We start from the raw sequence: 25,989 nt of genomic DNA, 5'->3' as shown, positions 1-25,989 counted from the left end.
TTTTGAGTTTTCTCACGGAATGGATCACAAGTATTATTCTCTTTATCTTATTTGCGATTGTCATTGATCTTCTGCTTCCCAATTCAAGCATGCAAAAGTATGCCAAAATGGTCGTCAGCCTGCTGCTGATTGTGGTGATGCTCAATCCGATCTTTGCTTTATTTCGGGCAGACCCTGACCAAATTTTTTCGGAATTGATGAAGGGGAAGGAAGAAGCACAGTCAGAAGAAATAAAAAATCAGATGAATTTAGAAAAAAAAGAAATACAAGCCTCTCAGCGTGCATATATTTTAAAGCAAATGGCTGTCCAACTAGAAAAAAGCGCAAAGGAGCCACTGGAGAAGGAGAGCTATGAAATGAAACACGTAGAAGTGCTGGCAGATGAGGAGCACCTGGATCAGAATATGGAGGCGGATCAATTTCGCATCAAAGCAGTTCTTTCCCCGCTCACAGGTGATGCTGTAGAAACGGTGGCAAAGGTGGACATTGATCTCTCCACGCAAAAGGAGGAAAGCGCTGAATCTTCTAGCAAAGAGATCACGAGGGTGAAAGAGACACTTGCTGATGTTTGGAATACGAGTCCTGAGCACATTGCGCTGAACATTGAGGGAGGTGACGCAGCAGATCATGAATAACAAGGACTGGAAACAAAAGCTGAAATCATTCTTGCAGCCGCCTGAAAAAGGTGAAGGGAAACCAAAATTAACGAAGCACCATTACTTGCTGCTTGTATTCATCATCGGCGTATCTTTCATGTTAGTCAGTCAGATCTTGTCACCGCCATCAAGCAAAGAACAGGCTGCTGTTCCTGCTTCTAAAAAAACATCCTCACAAGAGCAGGAGGTATTCAAGCCGGCATCGTCAAGTAAATCAAAGAATTCGATTGAGGATGTGGAGCAAGAATACGAAAATCAGCTGAAAGAAATTTTAGAGACCATCATTGGCGTTGAGGATGTATCGATTGTGGTCAATGTAGACGCAACTTCTTTAAAAGTGTTTGAAAAAAACAAATCCAATAAAAGCACAACGACCGAGGAAACTGATAAAGAAGGCGGCGTGCGAAGTGTCACTGATCAAACAAAAGAAGAAGAAATCGTCATCATCAAAAATGGCAATGAAGAAACACCTGTAGTGGTTCAAACGAAAAAACCAGATATTCGAGGTGTCCTCGTTGTTGCTCAAGGAGTAGACAACGTTCAAATAAAGAAAACCATCATTGAAGCGGTTACACGAGTGCTTGATGTACCGAGCCATAGAGTGGCTGTTGCCCCTAAAAAAATCAAGGAGGATTCGGAATGATGTTAAAAAAACAAACGGTTTGGCTATTAACGATGCTAAGTTTAGTTGTCGTCTTAAGTGTGTACTATATCATGTCTCCACAAGGTGAAAATGCAGTGACAGTAGAAGATATGAAATCAAAAGGAACGGAAGAGAAAAAGACTGAAACAGAAAAAGGGACGGACAAAGGAACGGAAAAAGGCACTGATGAGAAGTCCACTGACAAAGAAACAAATGGCAAACAAGAGGATATCGAAACAAGCGGTGAAGAAGGAAAGGCTGTGTCGGAGCAAACAGACGATGAGCTTTTTACAACATACAGATTAGAGCTTGAAGATAAACGAAGCAAACAGCGCGAAGAGTTCAACGAAATCGTATCCAGTGATGATGCAACAGCACAAGAAAAAAGTGAAGCGTATGATCAAATGACAGCGCTTAGTGAGGCAGAAGGAACGGAGCGTCAGCTCGAAACCTTAATTAAAACAAAAGGATATAAAGATGCGCTAGTGAGTGCAGAGGGAGATAAAGTGAGCATCACGGTTCGTTCTGACAAAAAATCAAAGTCCCAAGCGGCCGATATTATTGATATGGTCACAAAAGAAATGAGAGGTCTTGATAACGTAGCTGTCACTTTTGAGCCCTCCAATCAATAAAAAATGAACAGGCGCCCTTTGCCGAAAAGGGCGTTTTTTGATGCGGTTTGGCGCCCCCTCCAAGGTGCTTTCGGGAGGCGCTTCGCCACAATAGTAGTTGAATTCATTGAAATCCTCCTGTAAGATGGTTATAGTATGTACTTTTAGTACTAGCCTATAAGAAAAAGATAAATCCATACATAGGGGTGCAAATCCATGTTAAAAATTGAAGAAATTCATGAACTGATTAAATTAATTGACGAATCTACAATTGATGAATTTACGTACGAAAACGAAGGTGCAAAAATCAAACTGAAGAAAAATAAAGAAGTCGTTCAGCAAGTTGCGGCACCAGTGGCTCCTGTCCAAGCAGCTCCAGCTCAACAAGCTCCTAAAGCACAAGCTCCAGCTCAGACCGAAGCCCCTGCACAAGAGGCAGCTGCGTCTGAAAATCTGCATAAAATCACATCCCCAATGGTTGGCACATTTTATGCTTCATCTTCACCAGAAGCAGGTCCATACGTGACAACAGGTTCTAAGGTGAAGGAAAACACAGTTGTGTGCATCGTAGAAGCGATGAAACTGTTTAATGAAATCGAAGCAGAAGTAAAAGGTGAAATCGTCGAAGTATTAGCTGAGAACGGTCAGCTTGTAGAATTCGGACAACCCCTCTTTCTAGTGAAAGCAGAGTAAGGAGTACGATCATGATTAAAAAGCTATTAATTGCAAACAGAGGAGAAATCGCAGTTAGAATTATCCGCGCTTGTAAAGAGCTTGGAATTGAAACAGTTGCGGTATTTTCTGAAGCGGATCGCGATGCGCTTCATGTTCAAATGGCTGATGAAGCATATTGCATCGGACCGACTGCTTCAAAAGATAGTTATTTAAATGTCACGAATATTGTCAGTGTAGCAAAATTAACAGGGACAGATGCCATCCATCCAGGATACGGCTTCCTTGCTGAAAATGCAGACTTTGCAGAGCTTTGCGAGGAATGCAATGTCATCTTTGTTGGGCCAACTGCGTCAGCGATTTCCAAAATGGGAACGAAAGATGTCGCAAGGGAAACAATGAAAGATGCCGGGGTTCCGATTGTTCCTGGTTCTCAAGGAATTGTAAAAGATCTTGATGATGCTGTTTCAACAGCAGCAAGTATTGGGTATCCTGTCATTATTAAAGCAACCGCAGGCGGAGGCGGTAAAGGAATCCGTGTGGCTCGTACCGAAGAAGAGCTCATTAATGGTGTCACCATCACGCAGCAGGAAGCAGCGCAAAACTTTGGTAACCCTGGCGTCTATTTAGAGAAGTTCATTGAAGACTTTAGACACGTGGAAATCCAGGTGCTTGCAGATCAGCATGGCCATACCATTCACTTAGGAGAGCGTGATTGCTCGATCCAAAGAAGAATGCAAAAGCTTCTTGAAGAAACGCCATCACCAGCGCTGAATGCAGACATCCGTGAGCAAATGGGTGAAGCAGCCGTAAAAGCAGCAGAAGCTGTTGAATACACTGGTGCTGGAACGGTCGAATTCATTTATGATTATAATGAAGAGAAATTCTACTTCATGGAAATGAATACCCGTATTCAAGTAGAGCATCCTGTAACAGAAATGGTCACAGGTGTTGACCTGATCAAAGAACAAATTAAAGTTGCATCAGGTGAAAAACTTTCTCTTACACAAGAGGATGTCGTATATGCAGGATGGGCGATCGAATGCCGTATTAATGCAGAGAACCCAGAGAAAAACTTCATGCCATCAGCTGGTGAAATTAAAATGTATCTTCCGCCAGGCGGTCTAGGAGTACGTGTTGATTCTGCCGCTTATCCGGGCTATGTGATTCCGCCATATTACGATAGTATGATTGCAAAGGTGATCACATATGGTAAGACGAGAGAAGAAGCGATTGCGAGAATGAAACGCGCGCTTCAAGAATTCGTCATTGAAGGAGTCTACACAACGATCCCATTCCATCTAAGATTGCTTGAGCATGAAACATTTGTGAGCGGTAATTTTAATACGAAGTTTTTAGAAACATACCAAATCATGAAATAATCATAGCTTTCGGAGGTGAATGATCGTGTCAGAAAACAATTTGCTTGAAATGAACCTTGATGAAGATCAATTGGGAAAAGTGCAAATTGCACCAGAAGTGATTGAGGTCATTGCTGGGATCGCCGCTTCAGAAGTCGAAGGCATTGCCGAAATGCGCGGCAATTTCGCTGCTGATGTAGCAGAACGCTTTGGTAAGAAAAATCACCGTAAAGGTGTGAAAGTAGATGTCTCTGATGAAGGCATCACAATCGATGTATACTGTGTGGTTCAATTTGGCCTATCCATTCCAAAGGTATCCACTGCTGTCCAAGAAAATATCCGTCAAACTCTTTTGAACATGACTGCCTTGACGATTAATGAAATCAATATTCATGTCGTTGGTATTCAATTTGATACTAAAGCATCTGAGGCTGAAGTAGATCAAGAAATGTAAAAAAAGAGTTCAAGTGAAACCAAGGAGGCATTGCCTCTTTGGTTTTTTAAAGCCCATTTTTGGGTCATTTCCGAATAATAATGATCTCACGCGTTGATTGATTCGTTTTTCGTCACAGCTCGCATGGATCTTGGTGCGACCACGGGCAAAATATGTTATGATCTCTGTATGGCTTAACGACAAGCGGATAAAGTGGTTAAAGGAGTAAATAATGAAAAGAAGAACTGCAAGAGAAAAGGCGCTACAAACATTATTTCAAATTGATGTGAGCAATATTGATCCGAAAGAGGCCATTACACATGCGCTGGATGAACAAGAATCAGATCCTTTTTTCGAGGAACTGGTTTTCGGTGTGCTTGAACAAAAGGACAAGCTCGATGACATGATTTCACAGCATCTAGTGAATTGGAAACTCGATCGTATTGCAAACGTAGACAGAGCCATTTTAAGGCTGTCTGTGTACGAGATGGTGTATCAAGAAGATATCCCGCTTAGTGTTTCGATGAATGAAGCGATTGAACTGGCCAAATTATTCGGTGATGATAAAGCACCGAAATTTGTAAATGGTGTACTTTCAAACATTAAAAACGACCTAAAGCAGCAATAGGAGGATTCGACATGACAGCAACAATCATCGATGGGAAAGAAACAGCAAAAGAAAAGCGTGAGCAATTAGCAAAAGAAGTAGAAGAGCTAAAACAAAAAGGTGTCACACCTGGTCTTGCCGTTATTCTAATCGGTGATGATCCGGCTTCACTTTCTTACGTACGCGGGAAGAAGAAAGCAGCAGAAGCAATGGGGATGCATTTCCAGCTTGATCATTTAGAAGCTTCTTTAACAGAAGAAGAATTGCTTCAGCTGATTGATCAGTACAATGCAAACGACCAATTCCACGGGATTCTTGTTCAGCTTCCACTGCCAAAACATATTTCTGAAAAAGCCGTTATTGAACGTATTTCACCTGAAAAAGATGTTGATGGTTTCCATCCATTGAATATCGGGAAAATGCTCCTTGGGGAGGACACATTCCTTCCATGTACACCAGCAGGTATTGTTGAATTACTAAACAAAACGGGTGTTAATCTTTCTGGAAAAGAAGTCGTTGTTGTCGGACGCAGCAATATTGTCGGCAAACCAGTAGGGCAATTGCTGTTAAACGAAAACGCAACGGTTACTTACTGCCATTCAAGAACAGCGAATATTTCAGAACATACGTTAAAAGCGGACATTTTAGTTGTTGCCGTCGGTCGAGCAAACTTTATTAAAGCTGACCAAATTAAAGAAGGCGCTATTGTTATCGATGTAGGAGTCAATCGTTTGGATTCTGGGAAGCTTGTTGGAGATGTTGATTTTGAAGAGGCAAAAGAAAAAGCTTCTTATATCACACCAGTCCCTGGCGGAGTCGGTCCAATGACGATTACGATGCTTGCACATAATACGGTTAAATCAGCAAAACGTACATTAGCATAAGCTTTATCCATTCATCCACCTGCATGCTGCTGGTGGATGAATGTGCGTTTTTGAAGAGGAGGAATACGTCATGAGTGAAAAAGCCTTTGTGACGGTCACAGCCCTTACAAAATACATAAAAAGAAAATTTGATGTTGATCCGCATTTAGAAGATATTTGGATCAAAGGTGAGCTATCCAATGTAAAGATTCATTCAAGAGGACATGTGTACTTCACCTTAAAAGACGAAAACGCACGCATGCAAGCTGTCATGTTCCAGCGCTCTGCGTCTAAGCTGCCTTTTTCACCTAAGAGCGGAATGAAGGTGTTTGTACGAGGCGGGATTCAAGTATATGAACCAAGCGGAAATTATCAATTATATGCAAAAGAAATGCAGCCTGATGGTGTTGGTGCTCTTCATCTTGCTTATGAAGAGCTGAAGAAAAAGCTGGCAAGTGAAGGCTTATTTGATGCGCGCTATAAAAAAACAATTCCTGAATATCCAGAAGTTGTTGGTGTGATTACGTCTCCAACAGGAGCAGCTGTTCGAGATGTCATTACGACCATCAATCGGCGCTATCAACAGGCGAAAATCATTGTGCTTCCGGCGCTCGTTCAAGGTGAACATGCGACCCGTTCAATCGTAGAACGGATCCAGGAAGCAAATGAAAAACAGCTCTGTGATGTCTTGATTGTCGGAAGAGGAGGCGGTTCGATTGAAGAACTTTGGGCCTTTAATGAAGAAGCTGTCGCAAGGGCTATCTTCGCATCAGACATTCCAATCATATCTGCAGTTGGGCACGAAACAGACTTTACGATCAGTGATTTCACTGCAGACATGAGAGCACCCACACCAACAGGAGCAGCCGAGTTAGCTGTTCCAAGCACGACCGATTTAATTGAACGAATCAAATCAATCGATATACGGCTAACAAGAGCCGTAAAGAATCGAACCTCACAAGCGAAGGACCGTCTTGTGGCGCTGCAATCCTCTTATGCCTTCCGTTTTCCAAAACGATTACAGGAGCAAAAAGAGCAGCAATTCGATTTGGTATTTGACCGTTTTCAAAAACAGCTGACGAGACAAATTGAGCAAAAGCGCAGTCAACTAGACCGCCAGACTTACAGGCTGAAGCCGCTTCATCCTAAAGAGCAGCTGCTTCAGGCGAAAAAACGCCACGCCAATGAAACAGAACAGCTCATCCGCAGCATGAATGTGCAAATGAAAACAATTCATTCGCAGTTCCAATCGGTTCTTGGTAAACTAAATGCATTAAATCCACTTCAAGTGATGGAAAGAGGCTACAGTTTAGCCTATAAAGAAGATGAACTGATAAAAAGTGTGAACCAAGTAGAGACGAAAGATCAGCTGACCATCACGATGAAGGATGGACGTCTGATTTGTGAGGTTATTGAGAAGGAGGGGCAATCATCATGACAGAATCCAATAAACAAAAAGAAGAACAAATGACATTTGAAGAGGCGATGAAAGGTCTTGAGGAGATTGTGGGAAAGCTCGAAGAAGGAGATGTACCACTTGAACAGGCCATTCATTATTTCCAAGAAGGCATGACCCTTTCGAAGCTTTGTCATGAAAAATTACAGCATGTTGAAAAGCAAATGGATTTCATTTTAAAAGAGGACGGTGAGCTGGCTCCCTTCTCAGTGAAGGAGGCAGATGCTGGTGACAAGTAATTTAAATGAATTTTTAACAACACGAAAACAGGTCATTGAAGATTATTTATTTACATATGTTCAGGAATTGACGATTCCAGAAGACCTGAAATCTTCTATGCTCTATTCTCTTAAAGCGGGCGGGAAAAGGCTTCGACCTGTTCTCGTTCTTGCTCTATTACATGCCTACGGTAAAAACGAAGAAGACGGTATACCTGTCGGCTGTGCAGTTGAGATGATTCATACGTATTCATTGATACATGACGACCTTCCTTGCATGGACGACGATGACCTTCGCAGAGGAATACCGACAAATCATAAAGTGTACGGAGAAGCAACAGCGGTTCTCGCAGGTGATGCCCTTTTAACAGAAAGCTTCCGCCTGATTACATCACAGCTGTCTAGCAGCGTCTCAGCTGACAAAAAGCTCAGAATTGTGGATGAGCTTGTAAAGTCAGCAGGTGCACTAGGAATGGTTGGCGGTCAATTTGACGACATGGAAGCAGAGCAAAAACAAGTATCGCTTGCTGAACTCGAATCCATTCACGCCCGTAAAACAGGAAAGCTTCTTACGTTCAGCGTCGCAGCAGGTGCAATGCTGGCAGGAGCATCAGATGACGATATCGAAAAGCTAAGGGAATTCAGCTATCATATTGGCATTGCGTTTCAAATCCGTGATGACATTTTAGATCTCGAAGGAAGCGAAGAGAAAATCGGAAAACGGGTCGGCTCTGATACAGCAAATGAAAAGTCGACATATCCTTCTTTATTAACGCTTTCAGGAGCAAAAGAAAAACTGCATGAGCACATCACACGTGCAAAAGAAATTGTCTCAAATCTTCAATTAGAGCAGCAATTGCTGCATGATTTATGTGATCTGATTGCCTCAAGAGATCATTAAAAACAGCCTAGATTTGAGGGTCCTCGAGCAATTGTGGTAAACTGTAAACAGTTTATCATGATGAGACAACTCTTATTCCGCATTGGTTTTCAAAGGAATAAGGCATTATATATGTATATAGAAATTTTGTTGAAAGCGAGTTGATCCTAATTGGATCTTTTATCAATAAAAAATCCAACGTTTCTAAAAGGAATGTCAAATGCAGAATTAGAGGAGCTTAGTGCTGACATTCGCATGTTTTTAATTGAGTCCTTAGCTAACTCTGGCGGGCATATCGGTCCGAACCTGGGAGTCGTTGAACTGACTGTTGCGCTTCATAAAGTATTTGACAGCCCAAAAGACAAATTTCTCTGGGATGTTGGACATCAGTCTTACGTTCATAAGCTGTTAACGGGAAGAGGGGCGGAGTTTGATACACTTCGTCAATATAAAGGGCTTTGCGGTTTTCCTAAACGAAATGAAAGCGAGCATGATGTTTGGGAGACAGGTCACAGTTCCACCTCGTTATCTGGCGCGATGGGTATGGCGGCAGCGCGGGATATCAAAGGGACAGATGAATATATTCTGCCTATTATCGGAGACGGCGCACTAACCGGAGGTATGGCGCTGGAAGCCTTGAATCATATCGGTGATGAAAAGAAAGATATGATAGTGATCCTAAACGACAATGAAATGAGTATCGCACCAAACGTCGGTGCGATTCACACAATGCTTGGCAGATTGCGCACAGCTGGCAAATACCAATGGGTAAAGGACGAACTCGAATATTTATTCAAGCGCATTCCAGCCGTAGGCGGAAAGCTTGCTGCTACAGCAGAGCGGATCAAAGACAGCCTCAAATATTTACTTGTATCTGGCATGTTTTTTGAGGAAATGGGATTTACTTACTTAGGTCCTGTCGATGGACATTCGTATGAAGATCTTTTTGAAAATCTTGAATATGCAAAGAAAACAAAAGGTCCAGTTCTTCTGCATGTCATCACGAAAAAAGGAAAAGGCTACCAGCCGGCAGAATCCGATAAAATCGGGACTTGGCACGGTACGGGTCCATACAAAATCGATACCGGTGATTTTGTAAAACCGGCAGCAGCAGCTCCGTCTTGGAGTGGTCTCGTCAGTGAAACGGTCAGAAAGCTGGCACGGGAAGATGAGCGGATTGTTGCGATCACGCCTGCGATGCCTGTTGGTTCAAAGCTTGAAGGCTTTGCGAAGGAATTTCCAGAGCGGATGTTTGATGTAGGAATTGCCGAGCAGCATGCAGCCACAATGGCAGCTGGGCTTGCGACGCAGGACATGAAGCCATTTTTAGCGATTTATTCAACGTTCCTGCAAAGAGCCTATGACCAAGTGCTGCACGATATTTGCCGTCAGAACCTCAACGTATTTATTGGCATTGATCGTGCGGGACTTGTCGGTGCAGATGGAGAAACCCATCAAGGTGTGTTTGATATTTCCTTTATGCGTCATATGCCGAATATGGTACTTATGATGCCAAAAGATGAAAATGAAGGACAGCACATGGTCAATACAGCCATTCAGTACGATGACGGTCCTATTGCTATGCGCTTCCCGCGCGGTAATGGGCTGGGTGTCAAAATGGATGAACAGCTGAAAACCATTCCGATTGGGTCCTGGGAGGTTCTTCGTCCAGGGAAGGATGCCGTGATTTTAACATTTGGTACGACGATTAAAATGGCGCTCCAAGCAGCAGAAGAACTTCAAAAAGAAGGGAAATCGATTCGTGTCGTCAACGCTCGGTTTATTAAGCCCCTTGATGAAGCGATGTTAAATGACATCCTTTCTGAAGGCATTCCGATTTTAACGATTGAAGAAGCAGTGCTCCAAGGCGGATTTGGCAGCAGCGTCTTAGAATATATACACGATAAGAAAGCTTCACATATCAAAGTAGAACGTATGGGCATTCCAGATGAATTTATTGAGCATGGAAGTGTTGATGCCCTGCTTGAAGAAATTGGTCTGACGAAGGCACAGGTTGCTGACACTTTACGTGACCTGCTTCCCGCAGCACCAAGAAAAGGAATTGGATCATGACATCAAAGAAAGAACGACTTGACGTTTTATTAGTCGAACAAGGACTAATGGAAACGAGAGAGAAAGCAAAGCGTGCCATCATGGCAGGAATCGTTTACTCAAATGAAAACCGTTTGGATAAACCAGGTGAGAAAATCGCTCGTGATACTCCGCTCACTGTGAAGGGGAACCCTCTGAAATATGTGAGCCGTGGCGGGTTAAAGCTCGAAAAAGCACTAAAAGAATTCGACTTAACCGTTGAAGGGAAATTGCTAATTGATATTGGTTCATCAACAGGCGGATTTACAGATTGTGCTCTTCAAAATGGAGCGGTCAAATCATATGCTGTTGATGTTGGCTACAATCAGCTTGCGTGGAAATTAAGGCAGGATGACAGGGTAATCGTCATGGAGCGCACCAATTTCCGTCACTCCGTCCCAGCAGATTTTACTGAAGGGTTGCCAGAAGTAGCATCAATTGATGTCTCTTTTATTTCACTTAAACTCATCCTGCCGGCTTTAAAGCACATTCTTGTCCCGGGCGGAGACTGTATTGCACTCGTCAAGCCTCAATTTGAAGCAGGCAGAGAGCTTGTTGGGAAAAAAGGAATTGTGCGAGATCCGTCTGTCCACCTTGGTGTACTCGAAGAGATGAATCAATTTGCTGCAAAAGAAGGCTATGATGTAAAGGATGTATCATTTTCGCCTATTACTGGTGGAGACGGGAATATTGAGTTCCTTCTTCATTTAGTGCTTCATCCCGATCAAGAAGAGAATGCGGCACTTCCGGCTTCAGAGCTTGAAAAGGTCGTCAAGGAAGCCCATTCGGTATTGAAAGAAAAGAAAAACAGCCCTGAGCCGGCTGACACATGAGATCATCGAAACAAAAGGAATAATAGCTCGCTATTATTCCTTTTTACATGGTCAAAAGACGAGAATTGACCGTTTCTCACGTAATGCTTGTTTTTTGAACTGTGGTTCATATAACATAGAACGTAAAGACAAACTGAGATCAAACGCCTAGGGGGGTCAAACATGAATAAAGGTCAAAGGCATATTAAGATTAGAGAAATCATTGCGGGCCAAGAGATTGAAACACAGGATGAACTAGTCGATATTTTAAAAGCCGATGGATATAACATCACACAAGCGACCGTTTCAAGAGATATTAAAGAATTGCATTTAGTGAAAGTGCCGACGAACAATGGAACATATAAATACAGTCTTCCTGCGGATCAGCGGTTTAACCCGTTGTCTAAACTGAAGCGATCCTTAATGGATGCATTTATCAAAATGGATGCTGCCAGTCATTTAATCGTCCTCAAAACCATGCCCGGTAATGCTCAGGCCATTGGGGCTTTAATGGATAATTTAGATTGGGAAGAAATCATGGGAACCATTTGCGGAGATGATACCATTTTGATCATTTGCCGCACACCAGATGATACGGAGACAGTTTCGAGCAAAATTTTAGAGCTTCTATAAAGAATCAGGTTTACAAAAAGAGGTGTCAAATGAGTGTTAGCAGAACTAACCATTAAAAACTTTGCAATCATTGAAGAGTTAACGGTTTCGTTTGAAAAAGGACTCACAGTCCTAACAGGGGAAACAGGTGCTGGAAAATCCATCATGATTGACGCAGTCTCACTTCTTGTAGGAGGGAGAGGGTCGTCTGAATTTGTTCGTTATGGTGAAAAAAAGGCAGAGCTGGAGGGGCTTTTTCTAGTGCCAGCCGATCACCCTGTATTTGCTTTGTGCGAAGAGCAGGGAATTGACGCATCGGATGAAATGATGATTCTTCGCCGTGATATTAACAATAACGGAAAAAGCATCTGCCGCATCAATGGCAAACTTGTCACGATCTCACTTTTACGCGAAGTAGGACGCCTTTTGCTCGATATACATGGGCAGCACGATAACCAGTTATTGATGGAGGATGAAAATCATCTGCATTTGCTCGATCAATTTGGAGCAGAAGAAATTGCACCTGCTTTGTCACAATATCAAGAAGCATATGAGCAATATACAAAGACAGCCCAAAAGCTAAAACAGCTCTCTGAGAATGAGCAAGAGATGGTGCACCGGTTAGATTTACTGCAATTTCAGCTAGAGGAGATTGAAGCGGCACAATTAGAGCCGGGAGAAGATGAGAAGCTTCAAGAAGAGCGCCATCAGATCAGCAACTACGAAAAAATCTTTTCCTCACTCCAAAACGCATATAATGCCTTGCGCAATGAGCAGGGAGGACTTGATTGGGTTGGCATGTCATCAAGCGAGCTCGAGCAGGTTTCTGAGATCAACGACGATCTGAAAAAGCTATCCGAACAAGTGTCGAACTCCTATTACTTATTAGAGGATTCGACGTTCCAAATGCGAAGCATGTTGGATCAATTAGAGTTCGACCCAGCACGTCTTGATTTTATTGAATCTAGGCTGAATGAAATGAAGCAGTTAAAACGAAAATATGGGACAACGGTTGAGGAAATTTTGGAGTATGCGGCGAAGATAGAAGAAGAAATAGATCAAATTCAAAATCGAGACAGCCACCTGCAGACGCTTAAAAACAAACTGGATGCAATGAGCCGTGATGCCCTGCTGGAAGCTCTCAACGTTTCGGAGCTTCGTAAAAAATGGGCCACAAAGCTAGCGAAGCAAATTCAAACGGAACTAAAGGATTTGTATATGGAGAAGTCATCGTTTGACACAGCTTTTTCCATTCGGTATGCGCCTTTTGGCAGTACGGACTATCCGCTGCTAGATGGAAAGCCCGTCCAGCTCGGAAAAAACGGAATCGACCAAGCACAATTTGTTATTTCTACAAATACAGGCGAACCGATGAAATCTTTATCAAAAGTAGCCTCGGGTGGAGAAATTTCACGTGTCATGCTCGCCGTGAAAAGTATTTTCTCAGCCAAACAAGAAGTCACGTCCATTATTTTCGATGAGGTGGATACGGGCGTAAGCGGCAGAGTGGCACAGGCGATTGCCGAAAAAATTTACAAAGTGGCAGCTGGCTCACAAGTGCTCTGCATTACGCATCTCCCGCAAGTAGCAGCAATGGCTGACACGCATCTCTTCATTTCTAAACGCTCTAAAGCTGGCAGAACACTGACGAGCGTCAAACCATTAAGTCATGAAGAAAAAGTGAGTGAAATTGGCAGGATGATTGCGGGTGTGGAAGTCACTGAGCTGACAAAACAGCACGCAAAAGAATTGCTGCATCAAGCAAATGATGTCAAAACAACAGGGTAGCTGAAAAACCAGCTGCCTTTTTTATATTGTGTCAAAATCGCTGTATATACCCGCGAAATCGTCTTTTTCTTTTATCAATTTATCCAATCATTTTCTATAGGTGCCGGTTATAAATCCTAGCGAAGAAGGCAAAAGTAAAGATGTAGCCAAAACATGAGTGTTCTGGTGTGGGTAAGGAGCGAGGAGAGTGAAAAATGAATGCCCGAAAAGATGAGAAAAGCCATTGGTGTGATTCTCCTTGTTTCTTTAATAAGTACAGGGTTTATGAGCATAGTGAAGGAATACATCAGCATTCCAACAAATGTTGCTGTATTTGAAAAACAGAAGCACTCAATTGACACATCAATAGAAGCGTCAGCCAATGCTTCTTCACAAGCCTTTAGTCTTTCAGAGAAAAAGAATCAGCTTGAAGTGACAGGACAAAAGGCGGGAAAAGCCGAAATTGTTTATGATTTTAAAGGATTTCCTATTAAGAAAACAAAAGTCGACGTTCTCCCTGAATTAAAAGTCGTTCCTGGAGGACAATCCATTGGCGTCAAGCTCCACTCAGTAGGAGTTCTCGTTGTAGGTTTTCATCAAATCACAACAGCAGACGGCAAAAAATCACCAGGCGAAGCCGCAGGCATTCAATCAGGGGATATGATCATTGAAATCAATGGTCAAAAGATGGAGAAAATGAATGACCTCACCCCATTTATCCAGAAAGCAGGAAAAACAGGTGAAACGCTTCGTTTACTCATAAAAAGAGACCATAAAACCTTTCAAACAACATTAACACCCGCAAAAGATGCAAGTGAAGGCACCTATCGAATTGGTCTTTACATTCGAGATTCCGCAGCAGGAATCGGCACGATGACCTTCTTTGAACCATCTTCTAAAAAATATGGTGCCCTTGGGCATGTGATTTCTGACATGGATACAAAAAAACCAATCGTTGTCAACAATGGTGAAATTGTCAGATCAACCGTGACATCAATTGAAAAAGGCACAGGAGGCAATCCTGGAGAAAAATTGGCGAGATTCTCTTCCGAACGAAAAACGATAGGGGATATCTCCCGCAACAGCCCATTTGGTATCTTTGGTACGTTAACCGAAAAGCTTGAAAATCATGTATCAGACAAACCGCTTCCAGTCGCTTTATCAAATGAAGTAAAAGAAGGTCCAGCAGAAATTTTAACCGTTGTGGATCATGATAAAGTGGAGAAGTTTGATATTAAAATCGTCAGCACGACACCGCAGAAATTCCCGGCAACAAAAGGGATGGTATTGAAGATAACAGATGAACGTCTTTTAAGTAAAACGGGCGGTATCGTCCAAGGCATGAGCGGAAGCCCCATCATCCAAAACGGAAAGGTCATTGGAGCGGTCACACACGTATTTGTCAATGATCCGACAAGCGGGTACGGCGTACACATTGAATGGATGCTGTCAGAAGCAGGAATCGATCTTTATCAAAAAAACAAAAAAGCAAGCTGATCATCAAACTGCCGCGAATCTCCCGGCAGTTTTTTTCTCCCCTTTCTTTCTCTGCCATCATGTTATAAAATAAGGAAAAAGAGATTTTTCGACAAAATGGAAAATAGCATGTTGTCAAATTGCAATAATCGTCGATTCGTTAAGAAAAACGTAGAAAAAGCTAGATAATGCTCTATTATTCGGAAAATTAAAGTTTTTTAAAGGGGATAGCATGGTTTTGTCGAATTGAACACTCAGAAGAGAAATGCAAAAGACTAAAGGAATCGACATTGGGGAGGAAAGAACGTGGAGAAAATTAAAGTGTGTGTAGCTGATGACAATCGAGAGCTTGTTGGCCTTTTGACAGAGTATATTGAGGGACAGGAAGATATGGAAGTACTTGGCGTGGCGTATAATGGCCAGGAATGTCTGACATTATTTAAAGATAAAGAGCCCGACGTTCTCCTCTTAGATATTATCATGCCTCATTTAGACGGTCTTGCTGTACTGGAGCGCCTCCGTGAAAACAATGACATGACCAAACAGCCAAGTGTGATTATGCTAACGGCGTTCGGTCAAGAAGATGTCACGAAAAAAGCAGTTGATTTGGGCGCATCCTATTTCATCTTAAAGCCATTTGATATGGAAAACCTAGTCGGTCATATTCGTCAAGTCAGTGGAAACGGCACACAAGTCACCCATCGATCTTCATCTATCCAAAACAGTGTCCTTCGGAACAAACCTGAACCGAAACGTAAAAACTTAGATGCGAGCATTACGACGATTATTCATGAGATTGGCGTACCCGCTCATATTAAAGGATATTTATACTTAAGAGAAGCGATTTCGATGGTGTACAATGACATTGAGCTTCTCGGAAGCATCACAAAAGTGTTGTACCCAGACATCGCGAAGAAATTTAACACGACTGCCAGCAGGGTAGAACGAGCGATTCGCCATGCGATTGAAGTTGCTTGGAGCAGAGGAAACATCGATTCCATTTCTTCACTCTTTGGTTATACAGTCAGCATGTCTAAAGCGAAACCAACCAATTCTGAATTTATCGCGATGGTAGCTGATCGTCTGCGCTTAGAGCATAGAGCTAGCTAGTTCATTTTCATAAAAAAACGTTTCTTCAAAGAGGCGTTTTTTTATTTTGAAAAAACATTGTCAAAAATTGGTCGTATTGATACAATCATTTGGACAAACTCGGCTTGCTTTATTTTCGGAATAAAATGAAAAATAAAGCATGAAAGAAATGGGGATGACATAAATTAGTGATAATCAGCTACGCCAATCAATTGTTTGGTCTTCAAATAGAAGAAGAAAAAGCTCATTCGTAAGGAAAAGGATGAGAGGAAAAGGTCTGATGGATTTGGTAAATAAAGCAAATGGGATCGAAAGTTCTATTTCTATTGACCTGATTGGTTGGCGTTTTAAAGTCACTGGCTTCTTAGAGATTGTGCCATTTGAACTGAATATTCCCATTGTCGAATTTAATAATTTTCACATTCTTTTACTATGCTATAATAATGAGAAGAAGAGGGTGAGGTTATGGGAAAGCTGAAAATCCACTCTGCTGAGGTAGCGAACGAAATTAGCAAGTGGACGAGGGTCATTTCTCAGAATGACCTAGAAAAATCTGCTGTCTATAAAGAGAAAATTCAGAATTTGCTAAAAAATACAGATGAAGACCGTGAAGTTCTCCTTTATTATCAGCTTGTTAATGGCAGACATGAAATGTTACTTGGAAATATTGAAAAAGCCAATCACATTATGAAGAGTGTCGGAACGCTCGATGAGAAAGCAGATGACATTATTAATTTTTATTTTTACTTTTACAAAGGCCAATATGCTGCATATGTGAAAAAGTATGATGAAGCCATCAGTTTTTATAAAATTGCAGAACAGCGCCTAAAACGTGTGAATGAAGACCTGGAAGTAGGAACTTTTCACCATAAGGTTGCTTCAATCTATTACGAACTGAAACAAAATTTCATATCCATTAATCATATCAAAAAAGCCATCGATACGTTCAAAGCGCATGAAGAGTATACAGCGCAGGCGATTGACAGTTTGATTTTACATGCAAGTAATTGTATTGATTTGTTTCAATTTGAAGAGGCAGAAGAAAAATACCAAGAAGCACTTGAGAAAAGTAAACGCATTAACAATGAAGTGCTGATTGGGAAATGCTATCACAATTTAGCCGTTCTTTATTATGCGAAGCCTGATTATGAAAAAAGCGCACAATATGCCAAAAAAGGGATGGGCATTCAAATTCACCGTGACAATAGCCATTATTACATCCAATCTTTATATGTTCTGGCAAATGCCTTGGTTCATCTAGGAGATCAAGAGGCGAAGGAATATATTAAAGAGGGTATTCAGTATAGCTGTGATATCCAAAATAATGAATATATAGTAAAATTTGAAATTTTGGATTTGATGTGCGAAAATAGTGGAGCAGCAGACGTATTCTCTGAAAAATTAGACTACATAGAAAAAAATAGATTATATGTGGAGCTTGAGGATTTGTCTGAACAAATATCGAAATACTTCAAGGAACGAAATGACTATCAAAACGCCATTCGTTTTCTTGAAAAGAAATTCGATGCACAAATACTTCAAAAGAAAGTGGAGGTTATCTTATGAAAAAGTTGTTGTTAGGTGTAACCGTCGTTACAGCAGTCGCAGTTGTTTCTTCCCTTTTTGCTCTTGACGCAGAGACGACAGAGCAAGCCATCAGAGCGATTACGTGATCGAATTTATCTGTGAGCCTCTTCGTACTAATCAGAAGAGGTTTTTTTATGTGCTCAAACTGGAAAAATGAAAAGAGACACGTCATAATGAAAGGAAGCATCATACTTAGAGGTGACCTATGACGAAAATTTTTGCACACCGAGGTTTTAAAGGAATCTACCCTGAAAATACCATGATAGCCTTTGAGCAAGCACTCCATTCTGGAGCTGACGGAATTGAGCTCGATGTTCAGCTGACGAAAGATGGCAAGCTTGCTGTCATTCACGATGAGAAGCTGAACAGAACAACGAATATGAAGGGATTAGTGAAAGACCATACATATGAAGAGTTAAAAGCAGGAGATGCGAGTCATTCTTTCTATGAAGAAACCGGTGCTGTATCCATTCCTCTTTTAGACGAAGTATTGGAGCTAGTGACGCAGCAATCATCACTCATCATCAATATTGAACTGAAAAATTCCATTTATCGATATCCTGGTATTGAAGAGAAAGTAAAGGAGCAAATTGAACACTTTCAAATAGAAGATCGTGTACTTGTCTCATCGTTTCATCATGGGAGTTTAGCTCTTTTTCACAAGCTGATGCCGCATGTTGAGCTTGCTGTTCTCACAATGGATGTGATTCATCAGCCGGAGATGTACTTAAAAACAGTGCCTGCAAGAGGTTATCATCCGAATATAAAGGGAGCAGGGGTGACAAAAGAAGTCGTGTCGGCTCTCCGTGCCGCTCAGCAAGTGATCAGGCCGTTTACGGTAAACAGTGAAAAGCAGATGAAAAGCATGTTTTCCTTAGGTGTCGATGGAATTTTCACTGATTTTCCTGACAGAGCCGTCAAAATAAGAGAAGAAATGAAATAAAGACCTGCTATCAGAAGCGGGTCTTTTTTCATGTCTATCTCTGCTTAAAGCGGGTGGTCACTTTATTGCGTTTGCGGTCTCTATATAAAATAAAGCCAGCGACTACATAAAGACCTCCTCCTAAAAATAATAACCCTGCAATTCCTTGCAGCCATAAAAATGGAAATGGTGCAATGATGATGCCGAAAACCGTGTCACGCAGCAGCTTAATCCCAAGTGCAGCAAGCGCGCCAGGTATTAAAATAATCACTAATGCAAGTATTCTCCCCATCAAATGTCCCCTTAAACGTCATTTACTTCCATTGTCTAATTCAAAAAATATTTTGTCAAGAAAGGAAAACGTGGTAATATAAGAGTTGTGCAATTTTTTGCAACGGAAAAATATGGTGTGCAAATTTTTTCATATAAAGGGGTAACGGGATGCAGAGAGTCTTGATTGTCGGTGCAGGACACGGTGGATCAATATTGCTTGAAACATTGCTGAAAACAAATATGATTCAAATCGTTGCGATCGCCGACCTTGATCTTGGGGCACCGGGGATGGTAGAAGCGAAAAAGAATGGAATCGATACGACAACGGATTGGAAAGAATACATAAAAGATGACATTGATATCATCATTGAAACAACGGGCAGTTCAGCTGTGCTTAAAGAACTGATGAAAGAAAAACGAGAGCATGCTGTCATTGTTCCGAGTTCGATGGCATACGTCATATCAGAATTAATGTCAGAAAAGCATCAGCTCATTCAAATATTAAAGGAACAAACCTATAAACATGACCGCATTTTTAATGCAACGAACGATGGCATGATTTTTATTAATATGGATGAAGAAGTCGTCCTATTTAATCGGTCGGCTGCCAAAATGGTTGGATGTTCGCAAAAAGATGCGATTGGCCGTCACATACGTGAAGTCATTCCAAACACAAAGCTTCCCGATATTTTAAGATCGAGGGAGCCTGAATTTAATCAAAAACAATTTCTGAATCAGCAAATACAAATTGTCACAACGCGTTTGCCAATTATTGATGACGCAGGAAGAATGCTGGGCGCTTTATCGATCTTCAAAGATATTACAGATGCGGTGGAGCTTGCGGAGGAAGTCACAAACCTCAAAGAAGTGCGGACAATGCTTGAGGCCATTATTCAATCATCGGATGAAGCGATATCCGTCGTAGATGAGCAGGGGAAAGGAATTTTAATCAACCGAGCTTACACGAAAATGACGGGGTTAACAGACAAAGAAGTTGTGGGCAAACCAGCAGGTGCGGATATTTCTGAAGGCGAAAGCATGCATTTGAAGGTGCTTGAAACGAGAAGGCCGGTTCGAGGCGTTAGAATGAAAGTCGGACCAAATAAGAAGGATGTGATCGTCAACGTAGCGCCAGTGATCGTTGATGGCATTCTAAAAGGCAGTGTCGGCGTCATTCATGACGTATCAGAAATTCAATCACTCACCAATGAATTGAATAAAGCAAGACAGCTCATCCGTACACTTGAAGCAAAGTACACTTTTGAAGACATTATTGGAGAAAGTGAGCAAATGCTTGTGGCACTTGAGCAGGCAAAGCTAGGGGCAAAAACACCAGCCACCATTTTACTCAGGGGAGAATCAGGTACTGGGAAAGAGCTGTTCGCGCACGCTATACACAATGAAAGTGACCGGAAATATAATCGCTTTGTAAGAGTCAACTGTGCGGCCTTATCGGAAACCCTTTTAGAGTCAGAGCTTTTTGGCTACGAGGAAGGAGCGTTTTCTGGTGCAAGGCGCGGCGGTAAAAAAGGGCTGTTTGAAGAGGCAAATCACGGCAGTATTTTTTTGGATGAAATTGGTGAAATGACGCCAAGTACACAAGCGAAATTATTACGCGTCATGCAGGAGAAAGAAATTGTCAGAGTAGGCGGAACTAAAGCCATCCCTGTTGATGTACGTGTGATCACCGCAACAAATGTCAATATTGAAAAAGCGATGGCGGAAGGAAAATTCAGAGAGGACTTATATTATCGCATGAACAGATATCCGATCTCTATTCCGCCGCTAAGGCAGCGCCTTGAAGATATTGACTCCTTAAGCAAACGTCTCATCCAGAAGATCAATTTAGACTATGGACGAAATGTGAGCGGCTTAACGGAAGGGGCGCTCGATAGACTTCGATCCTACAGCTGGCCTGGAAACGTAAGAGAACTGGAAAATGTCCTTGGACGAGCCATGATCTTTTTGAACCCGCAAGAAGAATGGATCGATGAAGATCATATTTCCTTCATGGAGTCAGAAGAGCAGGAAGAAAAAGAGCAGCAGGAACTGGCTGTCAGTCAATTTGAGGGAGAGACACTTTCGGATGCTGTTGAGGCATTTGAAGCGCAGCTGATTAAACAAACCCTTGAAAAGCATCAATTCAACCGCACGAAAACAGCGAAAACGTTAGGGATTAGCATTCGAAACCTTTACTATAAAATGGATAAATATCAACTTGCAAAAGATAGCATGCAATAAAATGCATGTTACCTGCAAAAAATTGCATGTATTTCATGCGAAATGTCTTATGTCGCTGCATTTCAAGCTGGCACAGAACTTGCATATGAAAACCATGAACCGAGCATAAGGAAAGGTGGACATATATGAAGCTTGACGATCTGATTATGAAAGCCGCCCAGCTGCAAAATAAAACTGCTGCTGTGGCTCATGCAGAAGACGAAGAAGTGCTTCATGCCATCAAGATGGCAATTGAACGAAAGGTCGCTCGCTTCCTGCTGGTTGGGAACAAACGCAACCTGAAGGAGCTGGTGAAACAGCATGAGATCAATGAGGACTGGATAGATATTATTCATTCGGATTCTCCTGAAGAATCAGCCAAAATTGCCGTGCAGGCAGTGAGTGAGAAGCATGCAGATATATTGATGAAGGGGCATGTCCCGACAGCCGTTCTTTTAAAAGCGGTACTGAATAAAGAGTACGGGCTGCGGACAGCGAGTGTCCTATCACATGTCGCGGCATTCGAAGTGCCGGGCTTTGATCGTTTTATTTATGTCACGGATTCTGCGATGAACATCGCGCCCGATTTAAATATGCTCAAAGAGATCACGATCAATGCTGTTCAAGTAGCACAAGCTGTCGGAAACGACATGCCAAAGGTGGCAGTGTTATCTGCGGTAGAGGTCGTGAACCCGGCAATGGATTCAACTTTGACAGCGGCAAGTCTGGCACAAATGAATAGGCGAGGTCAAATTTCTGGCTGCCTCATTGACGGGCCTCTTGCTTTAGACAATGCCATTTCTCAAACGGCAGCTTCTCATAAAAATATTACAAGTGATGTCGCCGGTCATGCAGATATTTTGCTTGTGCCAACGATTGAAGCAGGGAACATTCTTTATAAATCTCTCATCTATTTTGCACATGCAAAGGTGGGAGCTGTGGTGGCAGGAGCGAAGGCGCCGATTGCCTTAACAAGCCGGTCGGATACAGCCGAAAGTAAGCTTTATTCAATTGCACTTGCCATCTGTACATCAAATTAAGCGGAAGTCATAGGAGGAATAAACAATGGAACTTTTTAAATATATGGAACGATACGATTATGAGCAGCTTGTATTTTGTCAGGATGAACAGTCTGGCTTAAAAGCCATTATTGCTATTCATGATACAACACTTGGGCCAGCACTAGGCGGGACGAGAATGTGGACGTATGAAAACGAAGAAGCAGCGATCGAAGATGCGTTACGTCTAGCAAGAGGGATGACTTATAAAAACGCAGCAGCAGGCCTGAATCTTGGCGGCGGGAAAACAGTCATCATCGGTGACCCGAGAAAAGATAAAAATGAAGAAATGTTCCGTGCGTTTGGACGCTACATTCAAGGATTGAATGGCCGCTATATCACAGCGGAGGATGTCGGTACAACGGTAGAAGACATGGATCTTATTCATGAAGAAACAGACTTTGTGACAGGTATTTCTCCTGCATTTGGTTCTTCCGGAAATCCGTCTCCTGTTACGGCTTACGGTGTATATAAAGGGATGAAAGCTGCTGCCAAAGCTGCATTTGGGACCGATTCATTAGAAGGAAAAACAATTGCTGTCCAAGGTGTTGGGAATGTGGCCTACAATCTGTGTAAACACCTGCACGAAGAAGGCGCACAGCTGATTGTCACAGATATCAACAAAGACTCTATAAAACGAGCTGTAGAAGACTTTGGTGCAAAAGCAGTAGACCCTGACGATATTTATGATCAAGCATGTGATATTTATGCACCATGTGCACTTGGTGCAACGATTAACGATGTAACGATTCCTAAGTTGAAAGCAAAGGTCATCGCAGGTGCAGCCAATAACCAGCTGAGAGAAACGCATCACGGCGATCTTATCCATGAAATGGGCATTGTCTATGCACCTGATTATGTGATCAATGCAGGCGGCGTGATTAACGTTGCTGATGAGCTTTATGGCTATAATGCAGATCGTGCGATGAAAAAAGTGGAAGGTATTTACCAAAATATTGAAAGTGTCATTGAAGTTTCAAACCGTGATGCCATTCCAACTTATAAAGCGGCAGACCGATTGGCAGAGGAGCGAATTGAAAGAATGCGCAAATCAAGAAGCCAATTCCTGCAAAATGGTCAACATATTTTAAGTCGTCGCTAATTTGAAGAATGAGTTGAAACGGAGGTTTTGTTTTTGCTGACAAAAGAATGGCGTATTCTCACAATCAATCCTGGCTCTACTTCAACAAAAATCGGTGTGTTTCACAATGAACGATCTATTTTTGAAACGACACTCAGACATACAGATGAGGAATTAAAGCAATTCCCACATATCATTGATCAATTTTCATTTCGTAAAGAAACAATCCTGAAAACGCTGCATGAACAAGGGATGAACATCTCAAAGTTTGATGCAGTGTGCGCACGCGGCGGCCTTCTCCGGCCTATCGAAGGAGGCACATATGAAGTCAATGAGCAAATGGCCCAAGACCTCAAAGAAGGATATGCCGGCCAGCATGCATCAAATCTTGGCGGTATCATTGCACGAGAAATTGCACTTGGCCTGAACATCCCAGCTTTTATTGTCGATCCAGTTGTGGTGGATGAGCTAAAACCAATTGCTCGTATTTCAGGGCTGCCAACGATTGAAAGAAAAAGCATCTTCCATGCATTAAATCAAAAAGCAGTCGCAAGAAAAACAGCTGCTTCCTTTGGGAAGCGCTACGAAGATTTGAACATGATTATTACGCATATGGGCGGCGGCGTCACCATTGGTGTACATGAAAAAGGAAAAGTCATTGATGTCAATAACGGACTGCATGGCGAAGGACCTTTCAGCCCGGAGCGAGCGGGGACCCTGCCAACAGGTGACCTCGTCAATCTTTGCTTTTCTGGTGAGTACAGCCAAGAGGAAATGCTGAAACGCATTATTGGTGAAGGCGGACTTGCGGGCTACCTTGGCACGACAGATGCTGTGAAAGTGGAGCGCATGATCGAAGCAGGCGATGAACGGGCGGCGCTGATTTATGAAGCGATGTGCTATCAAATTGCCAAGGAAATCGGTGCGGCTAGTGCTGTCTTAAAAGGAGCAGTTGACGTCATTGTGTTAACAGGCGGACTTGCGTACAGCAAACAAATTACATCAAGTATTAGAGGATACATTGACTGGATTTCAGATGTTGTCGTGTATCCAGGCGAAAATGAACTGCAATCATTAGCAGAAGGTGCACTTCGTATTTTAAAAGAAGAAGAATCACCGAAAGAATACCCAAATGATCAACGAATGAAGAAAGGAGTGACAAGTCATGGCAACTGAATATGACCTCGTCATTCTTGGTGGAGGCACAGGCGGCTATGTAGCGGCCATCCGTGCCTCACAGCTTGGATTGAAAACAGCAGTTGTAGAAAAAGAAAAGCTTGGCGGAACATGTCTGCATAAAGGATGCATTCCGTCTAAAGCGCTGCTTAGAAGTGCAGAAGTCTATCAAACCGTCAAACGTGCTGCTGATTTTGGCGTTGAGGCAAACGGCATTGCCTTGCAATTTGCCAATGTGCAGAAAAGAAAAACAGAGATTGTAGAGAAACTAGCAGGCGGCGTCAAACACTTAATGAAACAAGGAAAAATTGATGTCTATGAAGGGATCGGCCGTATCCTTGGTCCATCTATCTTTTCGCCAATGCCAGGAACCATCTCCGTAGAAATGGCAAATGGAGATGAAAATGAAATGCTCATTCCAAAGCAGGTCATTATTGCGACAGGTTCAAGACCTCGGGTGCTGCCTGGGCTTGAAGCAGATGGGACGCACATTCTTTCATCAGATGATGCACTTGAACTGCCAGAGCTTCCACAGTCAATGCTCATTGTCGGCGGCGGGGTGATCGGAATTGAGTGGGCTTCAATGCTCAATGATTTTGGTGTGAAGGTGACTGTGATTGAATTTGCAGATCGCATATTGCCAACAGAGGATCATGACATTTCTAAAGAAATGGAAAAGCTTTTATCTAAAAAAGGCATCACCTTTGTGAAAAATGCGAAAGTACTGCCAGATACCGTCAAAAAGCAGGAGAATCTCGTGACGATTCAAGCAGATAAGGATGGAGACATTCAGACGTTTGAAGCGGAAAAACTTCTTCTTTCAGTCGGCAGAGTACCAAATATTGAAGGCATTGGTCTTGAAAACACGGACATTCAAACAGAAAAACAAGGCATTGTCGTGAATGAACATTATCAAACGAAAGAATCGCATATTTACGCAATAGGAGATGTCATTGGCGGGCTTCAGCTGGCACATGTGGCTTCACACGAAGGCATGATTGCTGTGGAACATATGGCTGGGAAAGATCCAAAGCCGCTCGATGAAACGCTCGTATCTAAATGTGTCTACTCTCACCCAGAAACCGCTAGTGTTGGACTCACTGAACAGGCGGCAAAAGAGCAAGGCTTCGAAGTGAAAATGGGGAAATTTCCATTTATGGCGATCGGTAAAGCGCTTGTGTACGGGGAATCTGATGGGTTCGTCAAAATCATTGCCGATCAAAAGACAGATGATATTTTAGGGATTCATATGATTGGTCCTCATGTCACAGATATGATATCTGAAGCTGGATTAGCCAAAGTACTTGATGCAACGCCGTGGGAAGTGGGGCAAACGATCCACCCGCATCCAACCTTATCAGAGGCGATTGGTGAGGCAGCTCTTGCTGTTGACGGGAAGGCGATCCATTTTTAATCAAGGAGGGA

The 25,989-nt window shown here is 42.4% G+C and carries 25 protein-coding genes; 24 read left to right on the top strand and 1 reads right to left on the bottom strand.

The window, feature by feature from the left end; translation table 11 throughout:
• Positions 1-2: 2 nt before the first annotated feature.
• The 19 genes from spoIIIAF (at position 3) to GKC25_RS10570 (ending at position 18,777) form a co-directional block, all read left to right on the top strand.
• Positions 3-635: a stage III sporulation protein AF gene (gene spoIIIAF / locus GKC25_RS10660; protein WP_034661262.1), complete on the top strand. Its 633-nt coding sequence runs from the start codon at positions 3-5 to the stop codon at positions 633-635.
• Entirely contained in the window at positions 628-1,299 is a 672-nt protein-coding gene (gene spoIIIAG, locus GKC25_RS10655; protein ID WP_034661260.1) for a stage III sporulation protein AG, read from the top strand. The genes spoIIIAF and spoIIIAG overlap by 8 nt, the downstream gene beginning before the upstream one ends.
• Positions 1,299-1,931: a SpoIIIAH-like family protein gene (locus GKC25_RS10650; RefSeq protein ID WP_034661997.1), complete on the top strand. Its 633-nt coding sequence runs from the start codon at positions 1,299-1,301 to the stop codon at positions 1,929-1,931. Before spoIIIAG ends, GKC25_RS10650 begins: the two co-directional genes overlap by 1 nt.
• Positions 1,932-2,126: 195 nt before the next feature.
• Positions 2,127-2,603: an acetyl-CoA carboxylase biotin carboxyl carrier protein gene (accB, locus tag GKC25_RS10645; RefSeq protein ID WP_034661259.1), complete on the top strand. Its 477-nt coding sequence runs from the start codon at positions 2,127-2,129 to the stop codon at positions 2,601-2,603.
• An 11-nt stretch (positions 2,604-2,614) separates the two neighbouring features.
• On the top strand, positions 2,615-3,964 hold the full coding sequence (accC, locus tag GKC25_RS10640) for an acetyl-CoA carboxylase biotin carboxylase subunit (RefSeq protein WP_034661258.1): 1,350 nt from the start codon (positions 2,615-2,617) through the stop codon (positions 3,962-3,964).
• Between the two features lie 25 nt (positions 3,965-3,989).
• Positions 3,990-4,397: an Asp23/Gls24 family envelope stress response protein gene (locus GKC25_RS10635; protein WP_034661256.1), complete on the top strand. Its 408-nt coding sequence runs from the start codon at positions 3,990-3,992 to the stop codon at positions 4,395-4,397.
• A 211-nt stretch (positions 4,398-4,608) separates the two neighbouring features.
• The gene (gene nusB, locus GKC25_RS10630) at positions 4,609-5,004 is read left to right on the top strand and encodes a transcription antitermination factor NusB (protein WP_034661255.1); all 396 of its coding nucleotides are present in this window, start codon (positions 4,609-4,611) and stop codon (positions 5,002-5,004) included.
• Between the two features lie 11 nt (positions 5,005-5,015).
• Positions 5,016-5,867 (top strand): bifunctional methylenetetrahydrofolate dehydrogenase/methenyltetrahydrofolate cyclohydrolase FolD, encoded by an 852-nt coding sequence (gene folD, locus GKC25_RS10625; RefSeq protein ID WP_034661254.1) that lies wholly within the window; start codon positions 5,016-5,018, stop codon positions 5,865-5,867.
• Between the two features lie 70 nt (positions 5,868-5,937).
• Positions 5,938-7,284, top strand: a complete 1,347-nt coding sequence (gene xseA / locus GKC25_RS10620) for an exodeoxyribonuclease VII large subunit (protein WP_187703962.1) — start codon at positions 5,938-5,940, stop codon at positions 7,282-7,284.
• Positions 7,281-7,541 (top strand): exodeoxyribonuclease VII small subunit, encoded by a 261-nt coding sequence (locus tag GKC25_RS10615; protein WP_003215880.1) that lies wholly within the window; start codon positions 7,281-7,283, stop codon positions 7,539-7,541. Before xseA ends, GKC25_RS10615 begins: the two co-directional genes overlap by 4 nt.
• Positions 7,525-8,421 carry a polyprenyl synthetase family protein gene (locus GKC25_RS10610; protein WP_376745177.1) on the top strand — a complete coding sequence of 299 codons (897 nt, stop codon included), beginning with the start codon at positions 7,525-7,527 and terminating at the stop codon, positions 8,419-8,421. Before GKC25_RS10615 ends, GKC25_RS10610 begins: the two co-directional genes overlap by 17 nt.
• Before the next feature lie 150 nt (positions 8,422-8,571).
• On the top strand, positions 8,572-10,473 hold the full coding sequence (gene dxs, locus GKC25_RS10605; RefSeq protein WP_187703961.1) for a 1-deoxy-D-xylulose-5-phosphate synthase: 1,902 nt from the start codon (positions 8,572-8,574) through the stop codon (positions 10,471-10,473).
• Complete coding sequence (locus tag GKC25_RS10600; protein WP_034661248.1) at positions 10,470-11,324, top strand: TlyA family RNA methyltransferase; 855 nt, start codon at positions 10,470-10,472, stop codon at positions 11,322-11,324. Before dxs ends, GKC25_RS10600 begins: the two co-directional genes overlap by 4 nt.
• A 162-nt stretch (positions 11,325-11,486) precedes the next feature.
• Positions 11,487-11,936, top strand: coding sequence for a transcriptional regulator AhrC/ArgR (ahrC, locus tag GKC25_RS10595; RefSeq protein WP_034661246.1), 450 nt, complete (start codon positions 11,487-11,489; stop codon positions 11,934-11,936).
• A 33-nt stretch (positions 11,937-11,969) separates the two neighbouring features.
• A complete protein-coding gene (recN, locus tag GKC25_RS10590) occupies positions 11,970-13,703 on the top strand; it encodes a DNA repair protein RecN (protein ID WP_106037972.1) in 1,734 nt (577 codons plus the stop codon).
• Between the two features lie 198 nt (positions 13,704-13,901).
• A complete protein-coding gene (gene spoIVB, locus GKC25_RS10585) occupies positions 13,902-15,179 on the top strand; it encodes a SpoIVB peptidase (RefSeq protein ID WP_034661244.1) in 1,278 nt (425 codons plus the stop codon).
• A gap of 285 nt (positions 15,180-15,464) precedes the next feature.
• Positions 15,465-16,268, top strand: a complete 804-nt coding sequence (spo0A, locus tag GKC25_RS10580; RefSeq protein ID WP_012010520.1) for a sporulation transcription factor Spo0A — start codon at positions 15,465-15,467, stop codon at positions 16,266-16,268.
• A 444-nt stretch (positions 16,269-16,712) separates the two neighbouring features.
• Positions 16,713-17,813, top strand: a complete 1,101-nt coding sequence (locus GKC25_RS10575; RefSeq protein ID WP_066030680.1) for a Rap family tetratricopeptide repeat protein — start codon at positions 16,713-16,715, stop codon at positions 17,811-17,813.
• Between the two features lie 226 nt (positions 17,814-18,039).
• Positions 18,040-18,777, top strand: a complete 738-nt coding sequence (locus tag GKC25_RS10570; protein WP_034661241.1) for a glycerophosphodiester phosphodiesterase — start codon at positions 18,040-18,042, stop codon at positions 18,775-18,777.
• Between the two features lie 34 nt (positions 18,778-18,811).
• On the opposite strand, the gene GKC25_RS10565 is transcribed toward GKC25_RS10570, so the two are convergent.
• Positions 18,812-19,048, bottom strand: coding sequence for a DUF2627 domain-containing protein (locus tag GKC25_RS10565; RefSeq protein WP_034661240.1), 237 nt, complete (start codon positions 19,046-19,048; stop codon positions 18,812-18,814).
• Between the two features lie 149 nt (positions 19,049-19,197).
• On the opposite strand from GKC25_RS10565, the gene GKC25_RS10560 reads away from it, so the two are divergent.
• From GKC25_RS10560 to lpdA, 5 genes are all read left to right on the top strand, one after another.
• A complete protein-coding gene (locus GKC25_RS10560) occupies positions 19,198-21,270 on the top strand; it encodes a sigma-54 interaction domain-containing protein (protein WP_034661239.1) in 2,073 nt (690 codons plus the stop codon).
• A gap of 125 nt (positions 21,271-21,395) precedes the next feature.
• On the top strand, positions 21,396-22,289 hold the full coding sequence (gene yqiS, locus GKC25_RS10555) for a phosphate butyryltransferase (RefSeq protein WP_034661238.1): 894 nt from the start codon (positions 21,396-21,398) through the stop codon (positions 22,287-22,289).
• A 25-nt stretch (positions 22,290-22,314) separates the two neighbouring features.
• On the top strand, positions 22,315-23,409 hold the full coding sequence (bcd, locus tag GKC25_RS10550; RefSeq protein ID WP_309415609.1) for a branched-chain amino acid dehydrogenase: 1,095 nt from the start codon (positions 22,315-22,317) through the stop codon (positions 23,407-23,409).
• A gap of 33 nt (positions 23,410-23,442) precedes the next feature.
• Complete coding sequence (gene buk / locus GKC25_RS10545; protein ID WP_034661235.1) at positions 23,443-24,564, top strand: butyrate kinase; 1,122 nt, start codon at positions 23,443-23,445, stop codon at positions 24,562-24,564.
• Positions 24,554-25,978, top strand: coding sequence for a dihydrolipoyl dehydrogenase (gene lpdA / locus GKC25_RS10540; RefSeq protein ID WP_309415608.1), 1,425 nt, complete (start codon positions 24,554-24,556; stop codon positions 25,976-25,978). The genes buk and lpdA overlap by 11 nt, the downstream gene beginning before the upstream one ends.
• Positions 25,979-25,989: the final 11 nt, after the last annotated feature.

The organism is Bacillus pumilus, assembly GCF_038738535.1.
In the GTDB taxonomy this organism is placed as follows: Bacteria; Bacillota; Bacilli; order Bacillales; family Bacillaceae; genus Bacillus.
The sequence above is the reverse complement of the archived record's forward strand: the minus strand, read 5'-3'. Positions and strand labels throughout refer to the sequence as shown.

Coding starts and splice junctions, on each gene's coding strand:
- spoIIIAG (WP_034661260.1), top strand. CDS start 628: ATGAATAACAAGGACTGGAAACAAAAGCTGAAATCATTCTTGCAGCCG.
- GKC25_RS10650 (WP_034661997.1), top strand. CDS start 1,299: ATGTTAAAAAAACAAACGGTTTGGCTATTAACGATGCTAAGTTTAGTT.
- accB (WP_034661259.1), top strand. CDS start 2,127: ATGTTAAAAATTGAAGAAATTCATGAACTGATTAAATTAATTGACGAA.
- accC (WP_034661258.1), top strand. CDS start 2,615: ATGATTAAAAAGCTATTAATTGCAAACAGAGGAGAAATCGCAGTTAGA.
- nusB (WP_034661255.1), top strand. CDS start 4,609: ATGAAAAGAAGAACTGCAAGAGAAAAGGCGCTACAAACATTATTTCAA.
- folD (WP_034661254.1), top strand. CDS start 5,016: ATGACAGCAACAATCATCGATGGGAAAGAAACAGCAAAAGAAAAGCGT.
- xseA (WP_187703962.1), top strand. CDS start 5,938: ATGAGTGAAAAAGCCTTTGTGACGGTCACAGCCCTTACAAAATACATA.
- GKC25_RS10615 (WP_003215880.1), top strand. CDS start 7,281: ATGACAGAATCCAATAAACAAAAAGAAGAACAAATGACATTTGAAGAG.
- GKC25_RS10610 (WP_376745177.1), top strand. CDS start 7,525: ATGCTGGTGACAAGTAATTTAAATGAATTTTTAACAACACGAAAACAG.
- GKC25_RS10600 (WP_034661248.1), top strand. CDS start 10,470: ATGACATCAAAGAAAGAACGACTTGACGTTTTATTAGTCGAACAAGGA.
- ahrC (WP_034661246.1), top strand. CDS start 11,487: ATGAATAAAGGTCAAAGGCATATTAAGATTAGAGAAATCATTGCGGGC.
- spoIVB (WP_034661244.1), top strand. CDS start 13,902: ATGCCCGAAAAGATGAGAAAAGCCATTGGTGTGATTCTCCTTGTTTCT.
- GKC25_RS10575 (WP_066030680.1), top strand. CDS start 16,713: ATGGGAAAGCTGAAAATCCACTCTGCTGAGGTAGCGAACGAAATTAGC.
- GKC25_RS10570 (WP_034661241.1), top strand. CDS start 18,040: ATGACGAAAATTTTTGCACACCGAGGTTTTAAAGGAATCTACCCTGAA.
- GKC25_RS10565 (WP_034661240.1), bottom strand. CDS start 19,048: ATGGGGAGAATACTTGCATTAGTGATTATTTTAATACCTGGCGCGCTT.
- GKC25_RS10560 (WP_034661239.1), top strand. CDS start 19,198: ATGCAGAGAGTCTTGATTGTCGGTGCAGGACACGGTGGATCAATATTG.
- yqiS (WP_034661238.1), top strand. CDS start 21,396: ATGAAGCTTGACGATCTGATTATGAAAGCCGCCCAGCTGCAAAATAAA.
- bcd (WP_309415609.1), top strand. CDS start 22,315: ATGGAACTTTTTAAATATATGGAACGATACGATTATGAGCAGCTTGTA.
- lpdA (WP_309415608.1), top strand. CDS start 24,554: ATGGCAACTGAATATGACCTCGTCATTCTTGGTGGAGGCACAGGCGGC.